At 39.4% G+C, this 16,505-nt stretch carries 11 protein-coding genes; 2 read left to right on the forward strand and 9 right to left on the reverse strand.

Annotated elements, in window-relative coordinates; genetic code table 11:
* Positions 1 to 270 precede the first annotated feature (270 nt).
* The 3 genes from IEV18_RS02810 to hag all read right to left on the reverse strand — a co-directional run bounded on the left by IEV18_RS02810 (position 271) and on the right by hag (position 4,561).
* A complete protein-coding gene (locus IEV18_RS02810; protein ID WP_188390861.1) occupies positions 271 to 1,830 on the reverse strand; it encodes a glycosyltransferase in 1,560 nt (519 codons plus the stop codon).
* 9 nt (positions 1,831 to 1,839) lie between these two features.
* On the reverse strand, positions 1,840 to 3,651 hold the full coding sequence (locus tag IEV18_RS02815; RefSeq protein ID WP_188390862.1) for a glycosyltransferase: 1,812 nt from the start codon (positions 3,649 to 3,651) through the stop codon (positions 1,840 to 1,842).
* Positions 3,652 to 3,715: 64 nt separating this feature from the next.
* A complete protein-coding gene (gene hag / locus IEV18_RS02820; RefSeq protein WP_188390863.1) occupies positions 3,716 to 4,561 on the reverse strand; it encodes a flagellin Hag in 846 nt (281 codons plus the stop codon).
* 262 nt (positions 4,562 to 4,823) lie between these two features.
* Between hag and IEV18_RS02825 the strand changes: the two genes are divergently transcribed.
* The gene (locus IEV18_RS02825; RefSeq protein ID WP_188390864.1) at positions 4,824 to 6,152 is read left to right on the forward strand and encodes a short-chain fatty acid transporter; all 1,329 of its coding nucleotides are present in this window, start codon (positions 4,824 to 4,826) and stop codon (positions 6,150 to 6,152) included.
* A 156-nt stretch (positions 6,153 to 6,308) separates the two neighbouring features.
* On the opposite strand, the gene IEV18_RS02830 is transcribed toward IEV18_RS02825, so the two are convergent.
* A complete protein-coding gene (locus tag IEV18_RS02830; RefSeq protein WP_188390865.1) occupies positions 6,309 to 7,226 on the reverse strand; it encodes a DMT family transporter in 918 nt (305 codons plus the stop codon).
* Positions 7,227 to 7,260: 34 nt separating this feature from the next.
* Complete coding sequence (locus tag IEV18_RS02835; RefSeq protein ID WP_188390866.1) at positions 7,261 to 7,581, reverse strand: MazG nucleotide pyrophosphohydrolase domain-containing protein; 321 nt, start codon at positions 7,579 to 7,581, stop codon at positions 7,261 to 7,263.
* Positions 7,582 to 7,678: 97 nt separating this feature from the next.
* Between IEV18_RS02835 and IEV18_RS02840 the strand changes: the two genes are divergently transcribed.
* Positions 7,679 to 8,245 carry an LOG family protein gene (locus IEV18_RS02840; RefSeq protein ID WP_188390867.1) on the forward strand — a complete coding sequence of 189 codons (567 nt, stop codon included), beginning with the start codon at positions 7,679 to 7,681 and terminating at the stop codon, positions 8,243 to 8,245.
* 603 nt (positions 8,246 to 8,848) lie between these two features.
* Here the strand turns inward: IEV18_RS02840 and IEV18_RS02845 are convergent.
* From IEV18_RS02845 to IEV18_RS02860, 4 genes are read right to left on the reverse strand one after another with little or no spacing between them, the layout of a single operon-like run.
* Positions 8,849 to 13,258, reverse strand: a complete 4,410-nt coding sequence (locus tag IEV18_RS02845) for a coiled-coil domain-containing protein (RefSeq protein ID WP_188390868.1) — start codon at positions 13,256 to 13,258, stop codon at positions 8,849 to 8,851.
* Positions 13,258 to 13,986, reverse strand: a complete 729-nt coding sequence (locus IEV18_RS02850; RefSeq protein WP_188390869.1) for a DUF6063 family protein — start codon at positions 13,984 to 13,986, stop codon at positions 13,258 to 13,260. The genes IEV18_RS02845 and IEV18_RS02850 overlap by 1 nt, the downstream gene beginning before the upstream one ends.
* Complete coding sequence (locus tag IEV18_RS02855) at positions 13,983 to 15,479, reverse strand: replicative DNA helicase (protein ID WP_188390870.1); 1,497 nt, start codon at positions 15,477 to 15,479, stop codon at positions 13,983 to 13,985. Before IEV18_RS02855 ends, IEV18_RS02850 begins: the two co-directional genes overlap by 4 nt.
* Positions 15,452 to 16,480 (reverse strand): Wadjet anti-phage system protein JetD domain-containing protein, encoded by a 1,029-nt coding sequence (locus tag IEV18_RS02860; RefSeq protein ID WP_188390871.1) that lies wholly within the window; start codon positions 16,478 to 16,480, stop codon positions 15,452 to 15,454. Before IEV18_RS02860 ends, IEV18_RS02855 begins: the two co-directional genes overlap by 28 nt.
* Between the last annotated feature and the right edge of the window lie 25 nt (positions 16,481 to 16,505).

Raw genomic sequence — 16,505 nt, forward strand, 5'->3', positions numbered from 1 at the left:
GTGCCTATGTAAAATTCAAAAAATTTTAAGCACAAATCCACGAAAAGATTGATATCATAGGAAATACATTTTATTAAAAAGTGAATTTGTGCCTATTTACTGTCGAACTCGGGTTAATAAGCGTCAGGAATTACTTATAACATCATAAAATAAAAAATATTCCAATCATCCGAAGCCGATGATTGGAATTTATTTTCTGGTACATATTAATAAGATCTTATTCATGTAACCAAAAAATTCAATAATCTAAATTTAATTTCACTAAAAACGTTATTGATTTTTAAATCGATATATTTTACAACCGAATAACTCACATTTATACATATATTTTTGCTGATTATTATTAGTAACAATGAACATATCCATCTCTAGAAGGAATAGATCTTCGTTTACTTCATCATGGTATTGATAATCAATTAGCAAATCGAACTTTTTATCTAAGGAATCAAAGACAACAGAAATTTTTTCTAAAATTTCATCAATATTATCAAGATAATCATAATCAATTCTAATCACTACTGTTGTATTGTCTAAATCAAAATGATTCCCCAAATTATTAAATACTGCTGTCCAATTATCATTTTCACTATAAAAATCTGGTTTCAGCAAAATCTTATTATTTTTCATAGTATCCAATTGGTATTTTATACCTTGATTGTTTAGTTCAAATGCAAAATTAATACTTTCTATTTCATCAATATGATTTAGATATTTAAGAGAATTACTTCTGAATGTTTTACTATGGTGATTATTAATTATTTCCAAATATATTCTTTCATGCTCCTTTGCACTTAACTTTATATCAAAATGATTTAGTAAATATTTCAAACTTTCTTGGATTTCTTTTTTAACTTTTTCTGGTTTTTCCAGTATAGAATTAATATCTTCTATAAATAATTCTTTTTTGTGAGGGTTATGTGTATTTCTGTCAGTAAAGTTTACATTTGATATTTTCTTTAAGGTCTTAGCATTTACAATTCCTACATAATTATTATTGCCAATACAAATTGGAATCTTTCCTAAAGCCAATGCTTCAAGAATTACTCTTCCTACACCTACAACTATATCTGATTTCGTAATATGTTGATTAATATTATCGGATCCATTGATTAAATTTATTACTTCCTTTGAGGAATTCCTGTTTATTTTGTCTATCAAATCCTTTAAATAGGAAAATTGATTCCCAGATCCAATAATTTCAACCTGAATATCCATTTGTTTCGTTAGTTGCTCAACACATTCAACAAAAAATACTATACTAGGAAGTTTATCAGTGTCGATTCTGCTAATATAAGCTATTTGAAGACTATCTTTTTTACTATGTAAAGAAATTTCATTGGCTTCAATTTTCACACAGTTTGGAACTACATAGCAATTTTTTTTGTTAAGCAGTCCCTCTTCTAAGTGGAAATCAAGTGATTCTTGACTTACAAATATAAAATTATTATAAAAACACTCTAACTTTTCAACACTCGGAGTTAAATAAGAACCATGGATTGTCGTAACTACCGGAATATCCCTCAATATGTTTACTAGAGCAACTACATTTTGAGATTGAAATGGGTGAACATGGATTACATCAATATTATAATAATCAATTATCTCAACAATCTTCCACGCATTTTCCAGTAACTTATTCTCTTCAGGTGGATCTATTTCTAAAAAAGGAATATTTTCTCTTTTCACAGCATTAACTGCAGGTCCAAAAGAACCTGCAATGTAAACATTATGACCTCTATCCATTAATGCTCTAGACAACGTAATAATATGGGTTTCTGCTCCACCGAGTTTCATATAGTCATATATTTGCAAAATGTTTAGTTTTTTCATCATCACACATCATTTCATATGTTTATCTATATACACATCTGATAATAGTTGAGTAGCCTTCTCTTCCCATTCTTTATTATTCTTCATTAATGATAATGCAATTTCTTCGGCAATATCAAATTGCTGAAACTTAGTTAAAGAGTAGACAATATGTTCAATCATCTTATAATCAAATAATTCCTCAATATTATATTTTCTTTCTTTAGCAATAATATCCACAGCTATTTGAAAAGATATTTCATATTCACCGATGTCTAAATACAAACCGGCAAGTAATCCCAATAGCTTTGGGGGGTTACTATTTTTTATTAATGAATCAGCAATATTCAATGCACCATAAGTATTTCCTGATAATTTTAATAAAAATATTTTTAATAGCTCTTCCTTATTGTCCTCTTTTAACAAGGAATCCAGATACGTAGTGTACAAATTATAATCATTTTTGTAGAAGTATTTTTTCAACAACTCTACAGCTTTTGAAAAATCTCCAAGCATTGCAGATGCTAATGCTAGTTTTTCACAATCTATTTTTTTCAATTCATTATCATTGAAATCATTAAACAGTTCTAACGCATCCATATACTTTTCCAAGACACAATAGAAGCCTAACAATTCATTCTTTATTAATGGACTGCTTTCAAGAGATTTATAATTATCAATTGCTTTTTGCAAAAAAGCTTCATTAGACTCTAAATTTAGATTACCGCTTTCGATGTAATTACTAATTGGCTCTAATAGTTTATTCCAATCAAAATTCTTAGCAGTATTGATTGCTTTTTGTGATTCAATTTCGTACTCCTTTTTATTCAAAGAAACATAATAATCAATATATTCCAGGAACTGCTGGTAATTTTCTGCTACTCTTAATCCTGGAAGTCCAATTATATCCGGCATTACAGTTGAAACCACAGGTGTCCCGGAACTTAAGTATTCATATAATTTTAATGGTGTTACAGATGCAGTAAGATTGTTCACTTTAAAAGGTATAATTGCAACATTAGATTTAGTTAAATAGCTTGGAAGTAGGCTGTAATCCTTAGATCCTAAGAAAAAAACATTACAATAATCAGGAACTTTTACTCTTTTAGTACCGACAAAAACAAATGAATATTCAGGTCTGGACTTAGCTAAGTAGTCAATTAAATTAATATCAACCCATTCGGCAATGGCACCCATAAAAAAGACAATCGGCTTTTTCATTGAAATTAAATCAACTGGTGTTTCAGAGCTTTCCTTAACTGTATTTAAATAATCTTTATTCCACACACCGTTCGGTAAATAATATACATTTTTATTATAGTATGACATTTTTGCATACAATCTTCTTGCAGACGCTAATACTAAATTAGAAATGTTAGCTATCTTTCTTTCGTAATAAGCTATATTTTTAGATATATTTAATTTGGCATCATTTAAAAATGATTCCCAATCATCAATACAGTCATATATAATTTTACAATTGCTTGGAACATCATCAAAATATTTTATCCACTCAGGATAACATACTAAATACGTGATTTTCTCATGACGGTAAACTTCATTAATTTTTTTTACCAAATCGCTCATGTTAAAATCCGACTCTAAATTTTTGATTTCATTATTTAGAATATAAACACCTTGAGCATTTATTTGAAATAAATTATTTAATAAACTTTTTTTGTCAAATACTTTATCTAATTCCATTTTTGAAATCCTGTTATGTTCTAACAATCCAATATATAAAACTTCATTCCCTATTTTTGAAAAATAATCTGCAAAATGCTGAGGTCTTTGTTTAAACCCATCATAAGATACGCCTGATAAAATAATAACTGTACTCATATTATTTCTCCCTATAATTTGAAAAAAGGTAACCTTAAAAAGGTTACCTTTTTCAGGATTTAAATTAACGAAGTAACTGAAGTACTCCCTGTGGTGTTTGGTTAGCTTGTGCTAACATGGCCTGAGCAGCTTGAGTTAGGATATTGTTCTTCGTGAATTCCATCATTTCTTTCGCCATATCTGTGTCTCTAATACGAGATTCTGCAGCTGTTAAGTTTTCTGCAGCATTGTCTAAGTTAGCAATTGTATGCTCTAAACGGTTTTGAGTAGCACCTAATAAAGAACGTCCTGCAGAAACTAATTTAATTTGATCGTTGATTGTTTCAATTAAAGCAGTTGCAGTTGCGCTATCTGCTACATCAGTAGCACCTAATCCACCAACTGCTGATTCAATGTTAGTAAGATTAATTCCGTCAGTTGAAAAATCTACAGTCATAGTTTGACCGTTATTTGCACCTACTTGGAATGTAACTGTTCCACCACTTGCTCCAGCTGTTCCATCTAAAAGGTTTTGTTCGTTGAACTGAGTTGTATCTTTAATTCTTGTAATTTCTTTTCCTAATTCTGTTAACTCTTGCCCAATTGCCTCACGATCAACATCAACGTTTGTATCGTTTGCTGCTTGAACTGCTAATTCACGCATACGTTGAAGAATGGAGTGTACTTCACTTAAAGCACCTTCTGCAGTTTGAATCATTGAGATTCCATCTTGTGCATTTTTAGAAGCCATTTCTAAACCACGAATTTGGCCACGCATTTTTTCAGAAATGGATAGCCCTGCTGCGTCGTCTCCGGCACGGTTAATGCGAAGACCGGAAGAAAGTTTTTCTAAAGATTTTTGTACTGCACCAGTGTTTGCACCCAATTGACGGTGTGCGTTCAATGCAGAAATGTTGTGATTGATAATCATAACTCTTTCTACCTCCATGTATTTTATTTTTACGGGTCACATCCTTATGTCCCGTATGTATAACAACTCTCGTTGGAGAGTTATTACCAAGCTTGACGGTTAAGGCCTTAACCAATCATCCCTTGATGATTACAATTCTTATATCGGAACCTTTTTAGAAAGTTTAATAGTTTTTCTAAAAAATTTCCCCAAAACTTGTTTGTATAATTTGCCGAATATTTATATAATTTAAAATAACCAGAACTAAAGGAGGGTTTTATTCATGAAAGCAGTAACTTCTTTCTTTGACCGGATGGTGCAGCGGTATCTTCCGGATGCCTTTTTGTTTGCCATTATTTTGACCATTGTTGTATATGTCATGGGCGTTCTGTTTACTGACAGCGGTCCAGTCCAAATGATTGAGCATTGGGGAACCGGGTTTTGGGATCTGCTTGCTTTTGCCATGCAAATGTCCCTCGTCGTTGTCACCGGATATATTTTGGCAAGTACTCCTGTGGTGAAAAGGATTTTGGAAAGAATTAGTTCATTGGCAAAAACGCCGGCTCAGGCGGTCATGCTCGTAACCTTTGTTGCCCTAATCGCCTGCTTAATTAACTATGGTTTCGGACTTGTGGTCGGGGCGCTATTTGCCATTCACGTTGCCCGGAGAGTTCCGACCGTCGATTACCGGATTCTTATTGCCAGTGCCTACAGCGGGATGTTAGTCTGGCATGGCGGTTTTTCCGGATCTGTCCCATTAACAATTGCTACACCAGGTCATTTCCTCGAAGAATCCATCGGGCAAATTCCCATTGCAGAAACCCTGTTTAGCCCGGTCAATATTTTTATCGTTCTCTTTCTTGTCATTACTCTGCCTTTCTTTAACCGCTATTTGCTGAAAAGTACGGATTCGTTACAAAACAACCAGGCTGTAACATGGAATATTCCGGAAGAAGATGATCCGGAATCTGCAGCTACAATCAACGCGACAACCCCGGCAGAAAAATTGGAAAACAGCCAATGGGTTTCCCTTATTATCGGAGTGATGGGTCTTGCATTTATTGTGTATCATTTCGTACTCAACGGATTCGACTTAAACATTAATATTGTCAACTTTATTTTCCTTTTCCTTGGGATATTGCTCCATCGTACGCCGAGAAGATTTTTAGACGCAGTTGGGCGGGGCGTAAAAAATGCCGGCGGAATTATTATTCAGTTTCCGTTCTATGCCGGAATTATGGGAATGATGGTCGCCTCCGGTTTATCGGCACAAATTTCCAATTGGTTTGTCAGCTTTTCAACGGAAGCTACATTGCCGTTTTTCTCCTTTATTAGTGCAGGGCTCGTCAATATTTTCGTTCCGTCCGGCGGGGGACAATGGGCGGTGCAGGGCCCGATTATGATGGATGCAGCAATGAATATTGGTGCAGACACAGCAATAACGGCGATGGCGGTTGCATGGGGCGATGCTTGGACAAACATGATTCAGCCGTTCTGGGCATTGCCTGCCCTTGCGATTGCCGGATTAAAGATCAGAGATATCATGGGCTTCTGTGTCATGATTTTGTTCTTTAGCTTTATTCCGATGGCGATTGGATTCTTGTTCTTTTAATAGAGGTGTAGGCAACCCACTATGTAACGGGAAGCCGTGGTAAATAATCGAAAAAGGGATGGAACTCCTTTATGGAAGGAGCCATCCCTTTTAAATGTTGGATTGGCCAGTGGACAATGGAAGGGCTGGAATTTTATAAGAAGAATCCCGCACTAATTATTCGGCGATTTTATCTCTAACAGGCATTTTCTTTTGGGCAATGATAATCCCTATAATAACGAGCCCAGAACCGATTAATATGCTTGCCGTTAGTGCTTCATCAAGGATTAGGTACCCTAGCAGCAAGCCAAAAATTGGAACGAGGAGCGTACTAATCGTTGCCGTTACCATATCGATATAGCTTATAATGATGAACCAGACGGTAAAACAGATTGCCGAGGCAAAAACTCCGGTAAACAACACATAAAAAATACTGACAGGAGTGAATGCAACTGGCTCGCCCCATTCCATAATGACTGTAGCAAGAATGATCGCCATCGTTCCAAAGAGCATTTGCCAGGCGGATACTTGCAGCTGAGGGAGATTAGTCACATGGATGCGATAGTAAATATTGGACACTCCCCAGGCAACAGCGGCAAAAACAATAAGCAGTTCCCCAAAAATCACCTGCAAATTTTGCTTCATCCAAATATCCCAGCCTAAAATGGTAAGGAGCCCGACCATTCCTATCGCAAGACCAATTATTTTATATTTGTTCAGCTTCTCCCCTAAAAATTTTGCCGCAAGCAAACTGCTCCACATCGGCATGGAATAAAGCAGCACTGATGATTTCCCCGCTTCCACAAATTTTAACGCAAACATGACGGCCAAGAAGACGACGGCTGTTTGCAGGAAGCCGATGACGGCAAGGTGTTTCCAATACTTTTTGGGCGGCGGCCCCATTCGAACAAGGAATAATATAAGAAAAAGAGTCAAGGTGCCTGTCCCAAAGCGAAAGGCAGAAAAAGTAAAGGGACCCATAAATTCCAGGGACGCCTTCATCACAACCCAAGCATAACCCCAAAGAATAGTAATGGTTAGAATCAAACTCCATAGCAGAATTTTATTTTTTGCAAGCTGCTGGAAATCAGGCATAGAGATTTCTCCTTTTGGATTAACTATTTTTCTATTAATCAATAGTATAACGCTTTAAGAGTTTCTCCTTATGGGAATGAAATACTTCTTCCAGGGCGATGTTATATTTGTTGGCAATCACAATAACGTTGCCTAATACATCCCCTAATTCTTCTACTAAAGCCCTTCGTTTGTTCACCAATGATTCTGCTTCTTCGTCTGGCCTGTCTCTCCCAATTTCAAGGGCGCGAATTGCCCGTGCCACTTCTCCTGTTTCCTCTGCTAAAAAACCAATGCGAATAAAAATGTCTAAATCATGCCAGCCTCTATGTTCATAATATTCTTTTACCCATTGTTGAAATTCATTTACATCCATGTTTCGCACTCCTTCCATTCCATCACCATCAAGTTTAACAAACAATGGCAATTTTCGTATAATATAAACACTGAAATTAATTGTGGGGAGCGATTCTATGAAAAGCATAGCTGTATTTTGTGGTTCGAGTAATGGGGCATCTGATATTTATATAGAAAGTGCAAAAAAATTTGGCAAGGAATTGGCTAAACGTGATATTACCCTTGTTTATGGCGGAGCAAGTGTCGGTATGATGGGAGCAGTTGCAAATGCTGTTTTAGAAGAAGGCGGACAAGTTATCGGGGTGATGCCTGCATTTTTGGAGCAGAGAGAAATCTCGCATAATAGATTGTCCGAACTCATCATTGTCGATTCGATGCACGAAAGAAAGGCTAAAATGGCAGAGCTAGCAGATGGCTTTGTCGCTTTGCCTGGCGGGCCGGGAACATTGGAAGAGTTTTTTGAAATGTTTACATGGGCGCAATTAGGACTTCATCAAAAACCTTGTGGTCTACTAAATATTAATCGATATTTCAATCCGCTTATAGAACTGTTTCATCATATGACAAAGGAACAATTTTTACACGAAAAGTACCGTTCGCTGGCCCTTATAGACGATGATCCAAACAGGTTGCTAGAAAAATTTGCTTCCTATAAACCACCAGCAATAAAAACATATTCTTGATGAAAAACTATATTTGCATAAATATTTAATCTGTTTTTGATAAATTACAGATATATTTTCCTAATGCCCGATAAATTCATCGTTAAGCTGATATTTTTAGAGAAACGCCGATATTCTGGTTCACACCGCCGATATATCCCTGTTCGCCGATATTTTTTGTTCAGCGCTCGATATTTTGAGAAATACGCCGATTATTTCGGGGAAAAGCCGATTTCTCTGCCAGAACAGCCGATATTTTGAGGAAAGCCGATATCCTATTTTCTGCGCACGATAAAATGGAAGAAAAACTGATTTTGCATCATAGTCGCTGATATCTCGGCATGGAACGCTGATTTTTTCCGCTTCGCCGATATTTTTTACTAAGCGCTCGATATATTCGGAGATATGCTGATACTTTTCTACGAAAGCCGATTCCTATGCAAGAAAAGCTGATATTTCCTAGAAGCGCTGGTTGTTCCGCTCCTGAAGTGCTAACATCCAGCCCACAGGAACACTGATATAACAGAACTCTACGGATACCGCCTATATTACCTCACATAAAAATTAACGGGCAACGTCATTGGTGATGGACGTTGCCCACTTGGCTTTAGTTATAGCTGTGCTCTAAAAAAGCTCCATCTGCTCTGCTTCCCCTAATCGTTCCAAAGATTCTGGTTCATGGTCTTGGAAGTAGGCATAATGCAATTGTTTTTCCTTCGTCATTACCTTCTTCGCCGGGTCGGTGGATTCCCGCAGGCGGCAGGAATAAATGATCGGGAAGTAATCTTGCAAAAATTTACCTTCTGCATGGGCGGTAAGGGCGATAATTTGAAAGCCTAGCTGTTCGGCGATGAAAAAGACCGGACTTAATACGTGATCGCTGGAAGCCTTGCCGAATGGATTATCTAAAATAACTGCCCGATGCCGCACTCGATTTGATGTTATAAACTGTTTTTTCTCGGCAACATAATTTAAAATCCCTAAAAAGAGAGTCATGTTTTTGCTCCATTTTTCACCGCCAGACCAATTATTGCTTTGCTCCCATGAATAAAATTTGCTTGTTACTTCGTTATCATTGGTAACCTTTCTGCAGGACACTTTCATCGCTTCGTTTTGCATTACTACTTGCAGGAGCTGACGGGATTCGAACCATTTCTCTAAATCTTTTCTGATTAGTCCGTGATCCTCGGTCCCTTCCGCTGTCTTGTATCGGTCTGATTCCAGCTGTTCTAAAATCCAATCCATATGATCGCGGATTCGCTTTTTCCCGTCCTCTTCGGTCCATTCAGGGATTGTAAATTTATAAATTTCCTTCCAGCCGTTTTTCACTTTCACTTTCGTCCGCTTCGGAATCATTTTCAGCTGGTCGGTTAAGTTCAGCAGATGATTGTGCACGTTGTTAATGAAAGCCTGCAAATCCTTATCGTTCTGGCTGATATACTCCCTTGCGTATTTATCCGCCTGTTCAATCCGGGTAAACATATTTTTCTGGAACTGAACTATTTCTTCATACGTTTCCTTATGCTCGATTCCTTCTAGCGCCATATGTTTTAGCTTGACGTCGCTAATCGTACGGTTGCAAAAGTCCCGAAAATCCCGTTTCGCAACGTTGAGGTTCTCTATTCCTTTGTCCACTTCTGCTTTCGACCTGCGCAGCCCTTCAATGATCTCTTTTACATGTGACTTCCGTTTATAAATAAATTCGGTAAGCTCTGCTTCGGAAAATTCTTTACCGATAATCGTTGTGCTTTGAAAATGGTGGGCTTCTTCCATGCTCTGCAATTGAATGATGGCCTGTTCAATATCTTGTAATTCTTTGTCGAACCGTGCCTTTTCCTGTTCTAAATAACGATGCTTTTCAGACAGCCGGGTTTGTTCTTCTTGCAACATTGCTGGTATAGTCTCCACATCTTCCATGAATTTATAAAGTTCCCGCTCTGGAAAACGTTGTTTGAATTGTTCCAGCTGGCTGGCTACTTCTCCTTTTTTCCGGTCTAATTTTTCTTTGCTTGCCGTAACGGATTCTCGCTGTTTTGCTGCCTTCCCTTCATTTTCTTTCCATTGTTCACGAAGCTGTTCTATCAGCTGCTGGCCGTCTGGCGGAAACTCCATCTCTGTATCAATATTAGGAAATTCCCGGAGCAGCTCCTCCATCTCAGTCTCGATTCGCCGAATGTCTTTTTTCGTATATTCGTATTTTGTAATTAAGTCGTCATAGGACTGTTGGATTCTGGCAATTGCAAATTCCAGGTCCTTCCGCCGCTGCTGAATCGTTTCCTTTTCTTCTCCTGTAAAGCGGGGCGCAAACTCTTTTACAGCCTGGTAATCTTCATGGTCGATCATCTTGCTTCGTTCGTATTGCAAAAATTGTATCCGTTCCTGTTTATTTGCAATTTCTTCATGATAACGGTCAATTTGAATTGTCGTATCTTTCAATTGGTCTTGCAGGTGAAGGAGTTTTCTGCTTATTTCCCTTTCCTCGTCAGCAAGTTGGGAAAGGTCCCGCTCGATGCTAAAAACTTCCATCGCCTTGCTGATTTTCGTTTCTAATCCATTTTTCTCATCTTGATACTGACGAATCGTATCGTGTATGACAGATTTTTCCTTTCTTATTTCCTCCTGCTGTTCTGTTATTTCCTTCAATTTTTCGCTAATGCTTTCGATTTGCCGGGTCAGCTGGCGAATGCTATCCCGTAATTCCTCCTTCCAGGAACTTGGATACGTTTGGAAAAATTGTTCAAAAGACTGGATGGCGGTATGGATTCGGACCTTTTCCTTTTCCTTCACCTTCCGCGTCTCCGTTATCTCTCTTGCTCGTTCCTTTAACGTCCGTTTCCACTTGTCAAAGCTGTTTGAATCCAAATTCGTTTCCCAATGGGCTGGTGCAATCCAGGCGGCAGCATCTTCCTCCCCTGCTTGCTTCGCTTCTTCCAACGTGAGGAGGCGAATCGGAAAAACGAGACGGTCCTTTACCTTTTCCAGTCGCTCCTGAAGTACTTGTTTTTCCGATGTTGTCGTAATTAAAGTTAACGGCCATAACGGGAATTTGCGAAAGTTTTCTTGTTCGTCCGCATCTAAACTTTGGAAAAATTCCACCCCAGTAACGAGATAATCCAGTTGGTTTTTCCAGGAATGCAGCTGCTTGGATAAAAATCGGTCGCTGAAAAAGATGTCCTGTTCTCCATAATCATCGACAAACCTTAGCATCGTTCGCTCTTGATACAGAAGTTCGTCATACTCTCGATTTAAAACGGTTTGTAATTCCAATAACTCTTGGTACACAGAGTTTTCCCGCAGGTAAAGATCTATGAGGCTGCCCCATTTTGGACGAATTCCGGCTAACTCCGCTAGAAGATAGTCATGGGCCTCTTGCATTTGCGTTTCTTCCGATTCACGTTTGCTTCGTTCTTTTTCCTTTTCATTTTTCGCTTCGTATAGCTCTGCCTTTTCCTGCTCCAACTCCTCCCATTGCTTGTCCAATTGGTGGTCCTTTGCTTGCAGGCGGATCATTTCTTCGTCCAAAAATTGATGCCTCTTATTCCATTTATGAAACTCGGTTTTCACGTCTTCCTGATCCGGATTTGCCAACGTTTCTTGTTTTAACTTGTGGAGACGTTCTTGATGCATTTTTTGTTTTACGGATAGATTCGATACCTGATTTTGGAGGTTTCTTTCTTCCCGTTCTTGTTCCTTTTGGATTGCGGATAGCCTCTTCTCTTCCTCCTCCAGCGGCTGCAATTCCTGCTGAGCGCCTGCCAGCATTTTTTCCAATTTTTCTAATTGTTCTTGGAAATAGCCGTGCAGTGCCTCGTTTGCTTCTTCCAGCCGGGCTTCGTAATCCTCGAGATCCGCATTTTCCTTTTGCGCAGCCAGTTTTTCGTCATACTCTTTCAGCAGTTCTTCCCGCTGTTTCTTTTCCCGTTTGCAGCTGGCGTATTTCAGAGAATGCACTTTGTTGCGGTTTTGGGTGATGCGCTCCTCAAGTTCTTCTAAATGCGTCAGGGCCTGTTCATATTCTGTCTGATATTGCTTTTCCACTTTTTGTTCCAGATAAATACGGAAGGATGCTTCTTTCCAGGCAAAGGTTTCGTTCTCCTCATGCCATTCCAGAAAAGCTTTGGCGTTTTCTTCCGCTTCCTTTTCCGCTTGCAGTTTCTGCTTTTGCAGGAGATTCCACGTTCCCTTAGCTGCTGCTTTTTGCTCTTCGTACGCTTTTTGTTTGTCATCAAATTTCCGAAAAACATCGACATAGGCTTCCAGTTCCCGCTGGATCTGCTCGTTTTCTTCAATGCTCGCCTTTAATTGTTTGTACGTCTGAAAACCTGCCCGCTGTTTTTCAAACGTATCAACAAACATTCCTTGGTTATGGTCCATTATCGAATCTTCAACAGTCGGAATTAATAAGCGGTCATAGAGGTCTGTCGTCGTCCGGCAGCTTGCAAAAAATCTATCAATCCCGCCTTCATCTCCGTTAATTTTGACGATGCTTTCCCATTCATTGGCAATAATGTGGTGTTCTTTTTCCAAATGGTCTTTGAACTCCCGAATCGTGGTGAAGGTGTGGGCATACATCGACTTTTGCTTCATCGCGCTGTAATATTCCAGCATCTCTTCCCTGCCGGCGGGACGCTTCACTCTATCGGTTTTGCGAACAAAAGGGATATGTTCCAAGGAGTCGCTGCTTCCTTCATCATATTCATGGACATAGCGGAGAGAGTCGAGTCCGTCCTTCGTTAAAAAGAGGGATACACAGGTGGTGACATAACGTCTTGGCTGATCATTTTTAATCCATTCAATCCCAATATGGGCCGGAGCATTTTCCAGCTGCAGCGTTTCTTTAATTTTCCGGTCGCCAAGATTCGTGTGCGGGAGAACGGCTTGCAGGACCGTATGGATAAACACCGTTTTCCCGCCGCCATTTTCCAAAACGATCGCTCCGTTATGCCCGTCAAACAAAAAAACTTCATCATTGTACCGCTTATTGCCGTCTTCATACACGACATTGGTTAGACGAATTTTGCTGATTGCTGGCATTATTCCTCACGCTCCTCGAAACTGTACATAAATTCAAAAATCCCTTTATTATGGCCTTCTTCCATAAAATAACGCTGGATGATCGTTTTCGCTTTTTCCGTAAGAGCCACTTCCCCGTTTCCGATATCCTGGATCAGTCCTTGGCTGATTAAAAACCGCTTCGCCGTGTCGATGAAACTCATCCGGCTGATCGTGTTTCCGGTTTGTCGTTTGGCTGTTTCTTTAATATCGTCCATATCTTCCCATTTATCGATAATCGCCCGCCAGTTATAGGACATTTCCTTTTCCGCCTTGATGAGCTCCTCTTCGTCATGGGAACTCAAATAGCTGATGCGCTCGTTCATATTTTTTACCCAGTCATCGAGGCGCAGGAACTGAATGGTCGGTTCCTGGCTGTTATACCGGTCATAAAAGGATCCAAATAATACGATGGCAGCAAAGTAAAGCAAATAAATATCGGCATTCGTTGCTCCCGAGCGCAAATAATTCTTTTTAATCCATTCATTGCTTACGTGAAAGGGGGATAATTTCGATTTCGGCACCAAATACAATGCTTCGCTTGTCCGAATAATAGCTGCATCGACTTTATAGCTGAAGCTGTCCAACAGACTGCGAACACTGTCGTCGGCAATATATTCGTGGACTGCTTCTTTCGGGGCGACTCCATCCCGGGCAAGGACCGTATAAATTTCAAATGCTTTCATTACTTTGTTCTCTGGATAGTTCATTCTGCTTCCTCCAGCCTGATTGTCATATTTTGTATCGAATATTGGTGATGGAAACGCAGGATTTCCGCCGTTTCTTGGATGAAGAGTTTTTTACCTTTGAGAAGTTGGATGGCACCGCCGAGAATCGTTTTCTCTTCCTCCTGTTCGATTTGTTCCTGAATAGGTGAGCGCTGATGGAGAAGGAGCCAAAAACTATAAAAATATCTTTTTCCGAGAAGATCGGGATGCGTTTCTTGGATTCGATCCATAAATTGTTTTAACGTTCGAGTTTCGGTTTTTTCATGATGCTGCAAGTACAATTCCATAATCCTTTTATATTTTTCGCCGAGCCATTGCTGATAGGAATCTTCCTCTTCCTCTGACCTTGCTTCAAGAAACTCGGTTGCTCCATGGTCCTCCCGCTCTTCAGTAATATTTTGCTCTTCCAGGACGGTAAGCGGGGACCAAAACCGGTTTTCTTCGACTTTGAAAAAGGGATGAAGAACCCCTTTCATCACATCAGGTGGAAGCGGTTTTGCAAGAATCGTCGAAACGATATCCTTGTCAAAATTAAAAGATTGGATTCCTGTATAATAGAGCGATTCTTGTGCCGTCACAAGGGCAGTATTTTTTAAGTCGGCAGTAATTTCTAAAAGCCGGCCATGCTCATAATGGACTTTTTCCAGCTCCTTCGTAATTTGTATCAGCAGCTCGTAGGATTTAACTTCTTTCTGGCGCACATCATCAGCATAAAGGGCGTCGCTCGTCTCCCGGATAAACATTTTCAGCTCTTTAAATTCTTCATCTTCCCTTTCCAAACGAAAATATGTATCTTCCAGCAGCTTTTTGTACCGTTCGAAGGTTTCTTCCGAGACGATGCTCCGTAAAATCTCCAGCTTCACTTTCTCCATTTGCTCTTTTAACGTTTCCACGTCCATTTCCATTTCCCGGATTTGCCGCAATGCACCGTGAAACTCGCCCTTGGCAATTTGCTGGCGGAGCAGCAGTTGATTAATGGAAATTTGGAATTCGCTGTAAAACTCCTTCGTGGCAAATAGCAGCTCGAGACCGTCTTCATCAAGCGTATAATATTGAGTATTCGTCTTCAGGTCAAAATCGTTGTCTTTTAAAATCGAATACTCAATGTCTTCCGTTTGCTTTGTCTCCCAGTTGTAAAAAGAAAAACTCCGCTTTTTTCCGCTTGACGGGCGAAAAGTTTGAATCATCGTCCGTGCCAAAGATTCGTATGTTTTTTCCTCAAGAATATAGACGTTTTCCGTTAATTTTCGCAAAAACTGCGCAAGATGATGGACGCCGGTTTTATATTCCCGGGACAGCCTGCGCTCAAAAAAGAACAGGAGGGTATTCAAGCCGAGACCAAGCATATCGATTTCTTTTCCTTGGGCATCGACCGTTTGTTTCCGCTGTAATTCTACGAGCGGGTCCAATAATGCGAGGCGCCGCATCCGCTCCCGGTACCCTTTCGTTAATTCTTGGAGATCCAGAAATTCCATTGTGTTTCCTCCCATATGCGCTGGAGTTCTGCCGATTTCAGCACTTCTTGCGGGTAATAAGCCCCGTTTTCAAACAATGATAGTATATGATTCTGCTCTTCAGCAGGAAAATTGGTTAAAAATGCGTCCAATGCCTCCTTCTGGATACGCTGATTCGTTTTTCCGTAAGCTTCCTCTTTCGCAAGACAAGCATGATAAAAAGGATAGGCAGGAAGGACTTTTTGTTTTTGGTTTAGAGAATGCCAAATATTGATTCCTGCAGCATCCAAATCGCCAAAATAGAAGAAACGATGGTCGCCAAAAACTGGAAATTGAGTCGGGAAGTTTTCGATGCTTTTCACAATTTTATTGCCGCTTCCATATATCAATGTGGAAAATGGAGTTTTCGTCAATGCAGGAAGGAGCCCGTGATACGTCGTTTTGTTTTCAATGATTAAATGCAAGTGGCGTTTTTCCTGAATTTGTGCCGGATTGATGGCAAACATCAGCGGGTCGGAAACGGGAAAAATTTTCATTTTGTCCCATAAATGGACTCTTTCCAATACTTCGGCCCCTCCATGGTCTGTAATCCATTTCTCATCCCCGACCAGTTCATAGCTCCGTTCTGGCGCCGGTGCATTTTCCTCAGGAAATCCTTTTGTTTCTAAGTAATGATGAATCTTTTCCAAATAAGGCAAGTCCTCTTTCCACACCCGTTCCGGCAGGCGAAAATATTTATCCATATGGATAGCATTGTGCAGTTTTAGGCGGTAGCGCTGCAACTCCTGGTGGTATTTTTGCTGTAAAAGGTGTTTATTAATGCGGTATTGGTAAGCAAGAGAGGGGGCCTTCCCGTTCCGTCCCTTTGATTTGACCATTTGTAAGTAATTTCCATCCTCCAGTTCCAGCACATGCTCGGCAAATGTATCATACGTTCTTGGAGCCATTAATTTTTCCAATTCGGAAAGTGTAATCGTTTTTCTCTGATAGGATAATAACTTTTCCCGCAATTTTGGAAGCATCGAATCCCCTCCTAACAAATAGTAT

Source organism: Compostibacillus humi, assembly GCF_014637175.1.
In the GTDB taxonomy this organism is placed as follows: domain Bacteria; phylum Bacillota; class Bacilli; order Bacillales; family Amphibacillaceae; genus Oceanobacillus; species Oceanobacillus humi.

What these genes read in the sequence shown, in the direction of transcription:
- IEV18_RS02810 (WP_188390861.1), bottom strand. Translation starts at nt 1,830, where the DNA reads ATGAAAAAACTAAACATTTTGCAAATATATGACTATATGAAACTCGGT.
- IEV18_RS02815 (WP_188390862.1), bottom strand. Translation starts at nt 3,651, where the DNA reads ATGAGTACAGTTATTATTTTATCAGGCGTATCTTATGATGGGTTTAAA.
- hag (WP_188390863.1), bottom strand. Translation starts at nt 4,561, where the DNA reads ATGATTATCAATCACAACATTTCTGCATTGAACGCACACCGTCAATTG.
- IEV18_RS02825 (WP_188390864.1), top strand. Translation starts at nt 4,824, where the DNA reads ATGAAAGCAGTAACTTCTTTCTTTGACCGGATGGTGCAGCGGTATCTT.
- IEV18_RS02830 (WP_188390865.1), bottom strand. Translation starts at nt 7,226, where the DNA reads ATGCCTGATTTCCAGCAGCTTGCAAAAAATAAAATTCTGCTATGGAGT.
- IEV18_RS02835 (WP_188390866.1), bottom strand. Translation starts at nt 7,581, where the DNA reads ATGGATGTAAATGAATTTCAACAATGGGTAAAAGAATATTATGAACAT.
- IEV18_RS02840 (WP_188390867.1), top strand. Translation starts at nt 7,679, where the DNA reads ATGAAAAGCATAGCTGTATTTTGTGGTTCGAGTAATGGGGCATCTGAT.
- IEV18_RS02845 (WP_188390868.1), bottom strand. Translation starts at nt 13,258, where the DNA reads ATGCCAGCAATCAGCAAAATTCGTCTAACCAATGTCGTGTATGAAGAC.
- IEV18_RS02850 (WP_188390869.1), bottom strand. Translation starts at nt 13,986, where the DNA reads ATGAACTATCCAGAGAACAAAGTAATGAAAGCATTTGAAATTTATACG.
- IEV18_RS02855 (WP_188390870.1), bottom strand. Translation starts at nt 15,479, where the DNA reads ATGGAATTTCTGGATCTCCAAGAATTAACGAAAGGGTACCGGGAGCGG.
- IEV18_RS02860 (WP_188390871.1), bottom strand. Translation starts at nt 16,480, where the DNA reads ATGCTTCCAAAATTGCGGGAAAAGTTATTATCCTATCAGAGAAAAACG.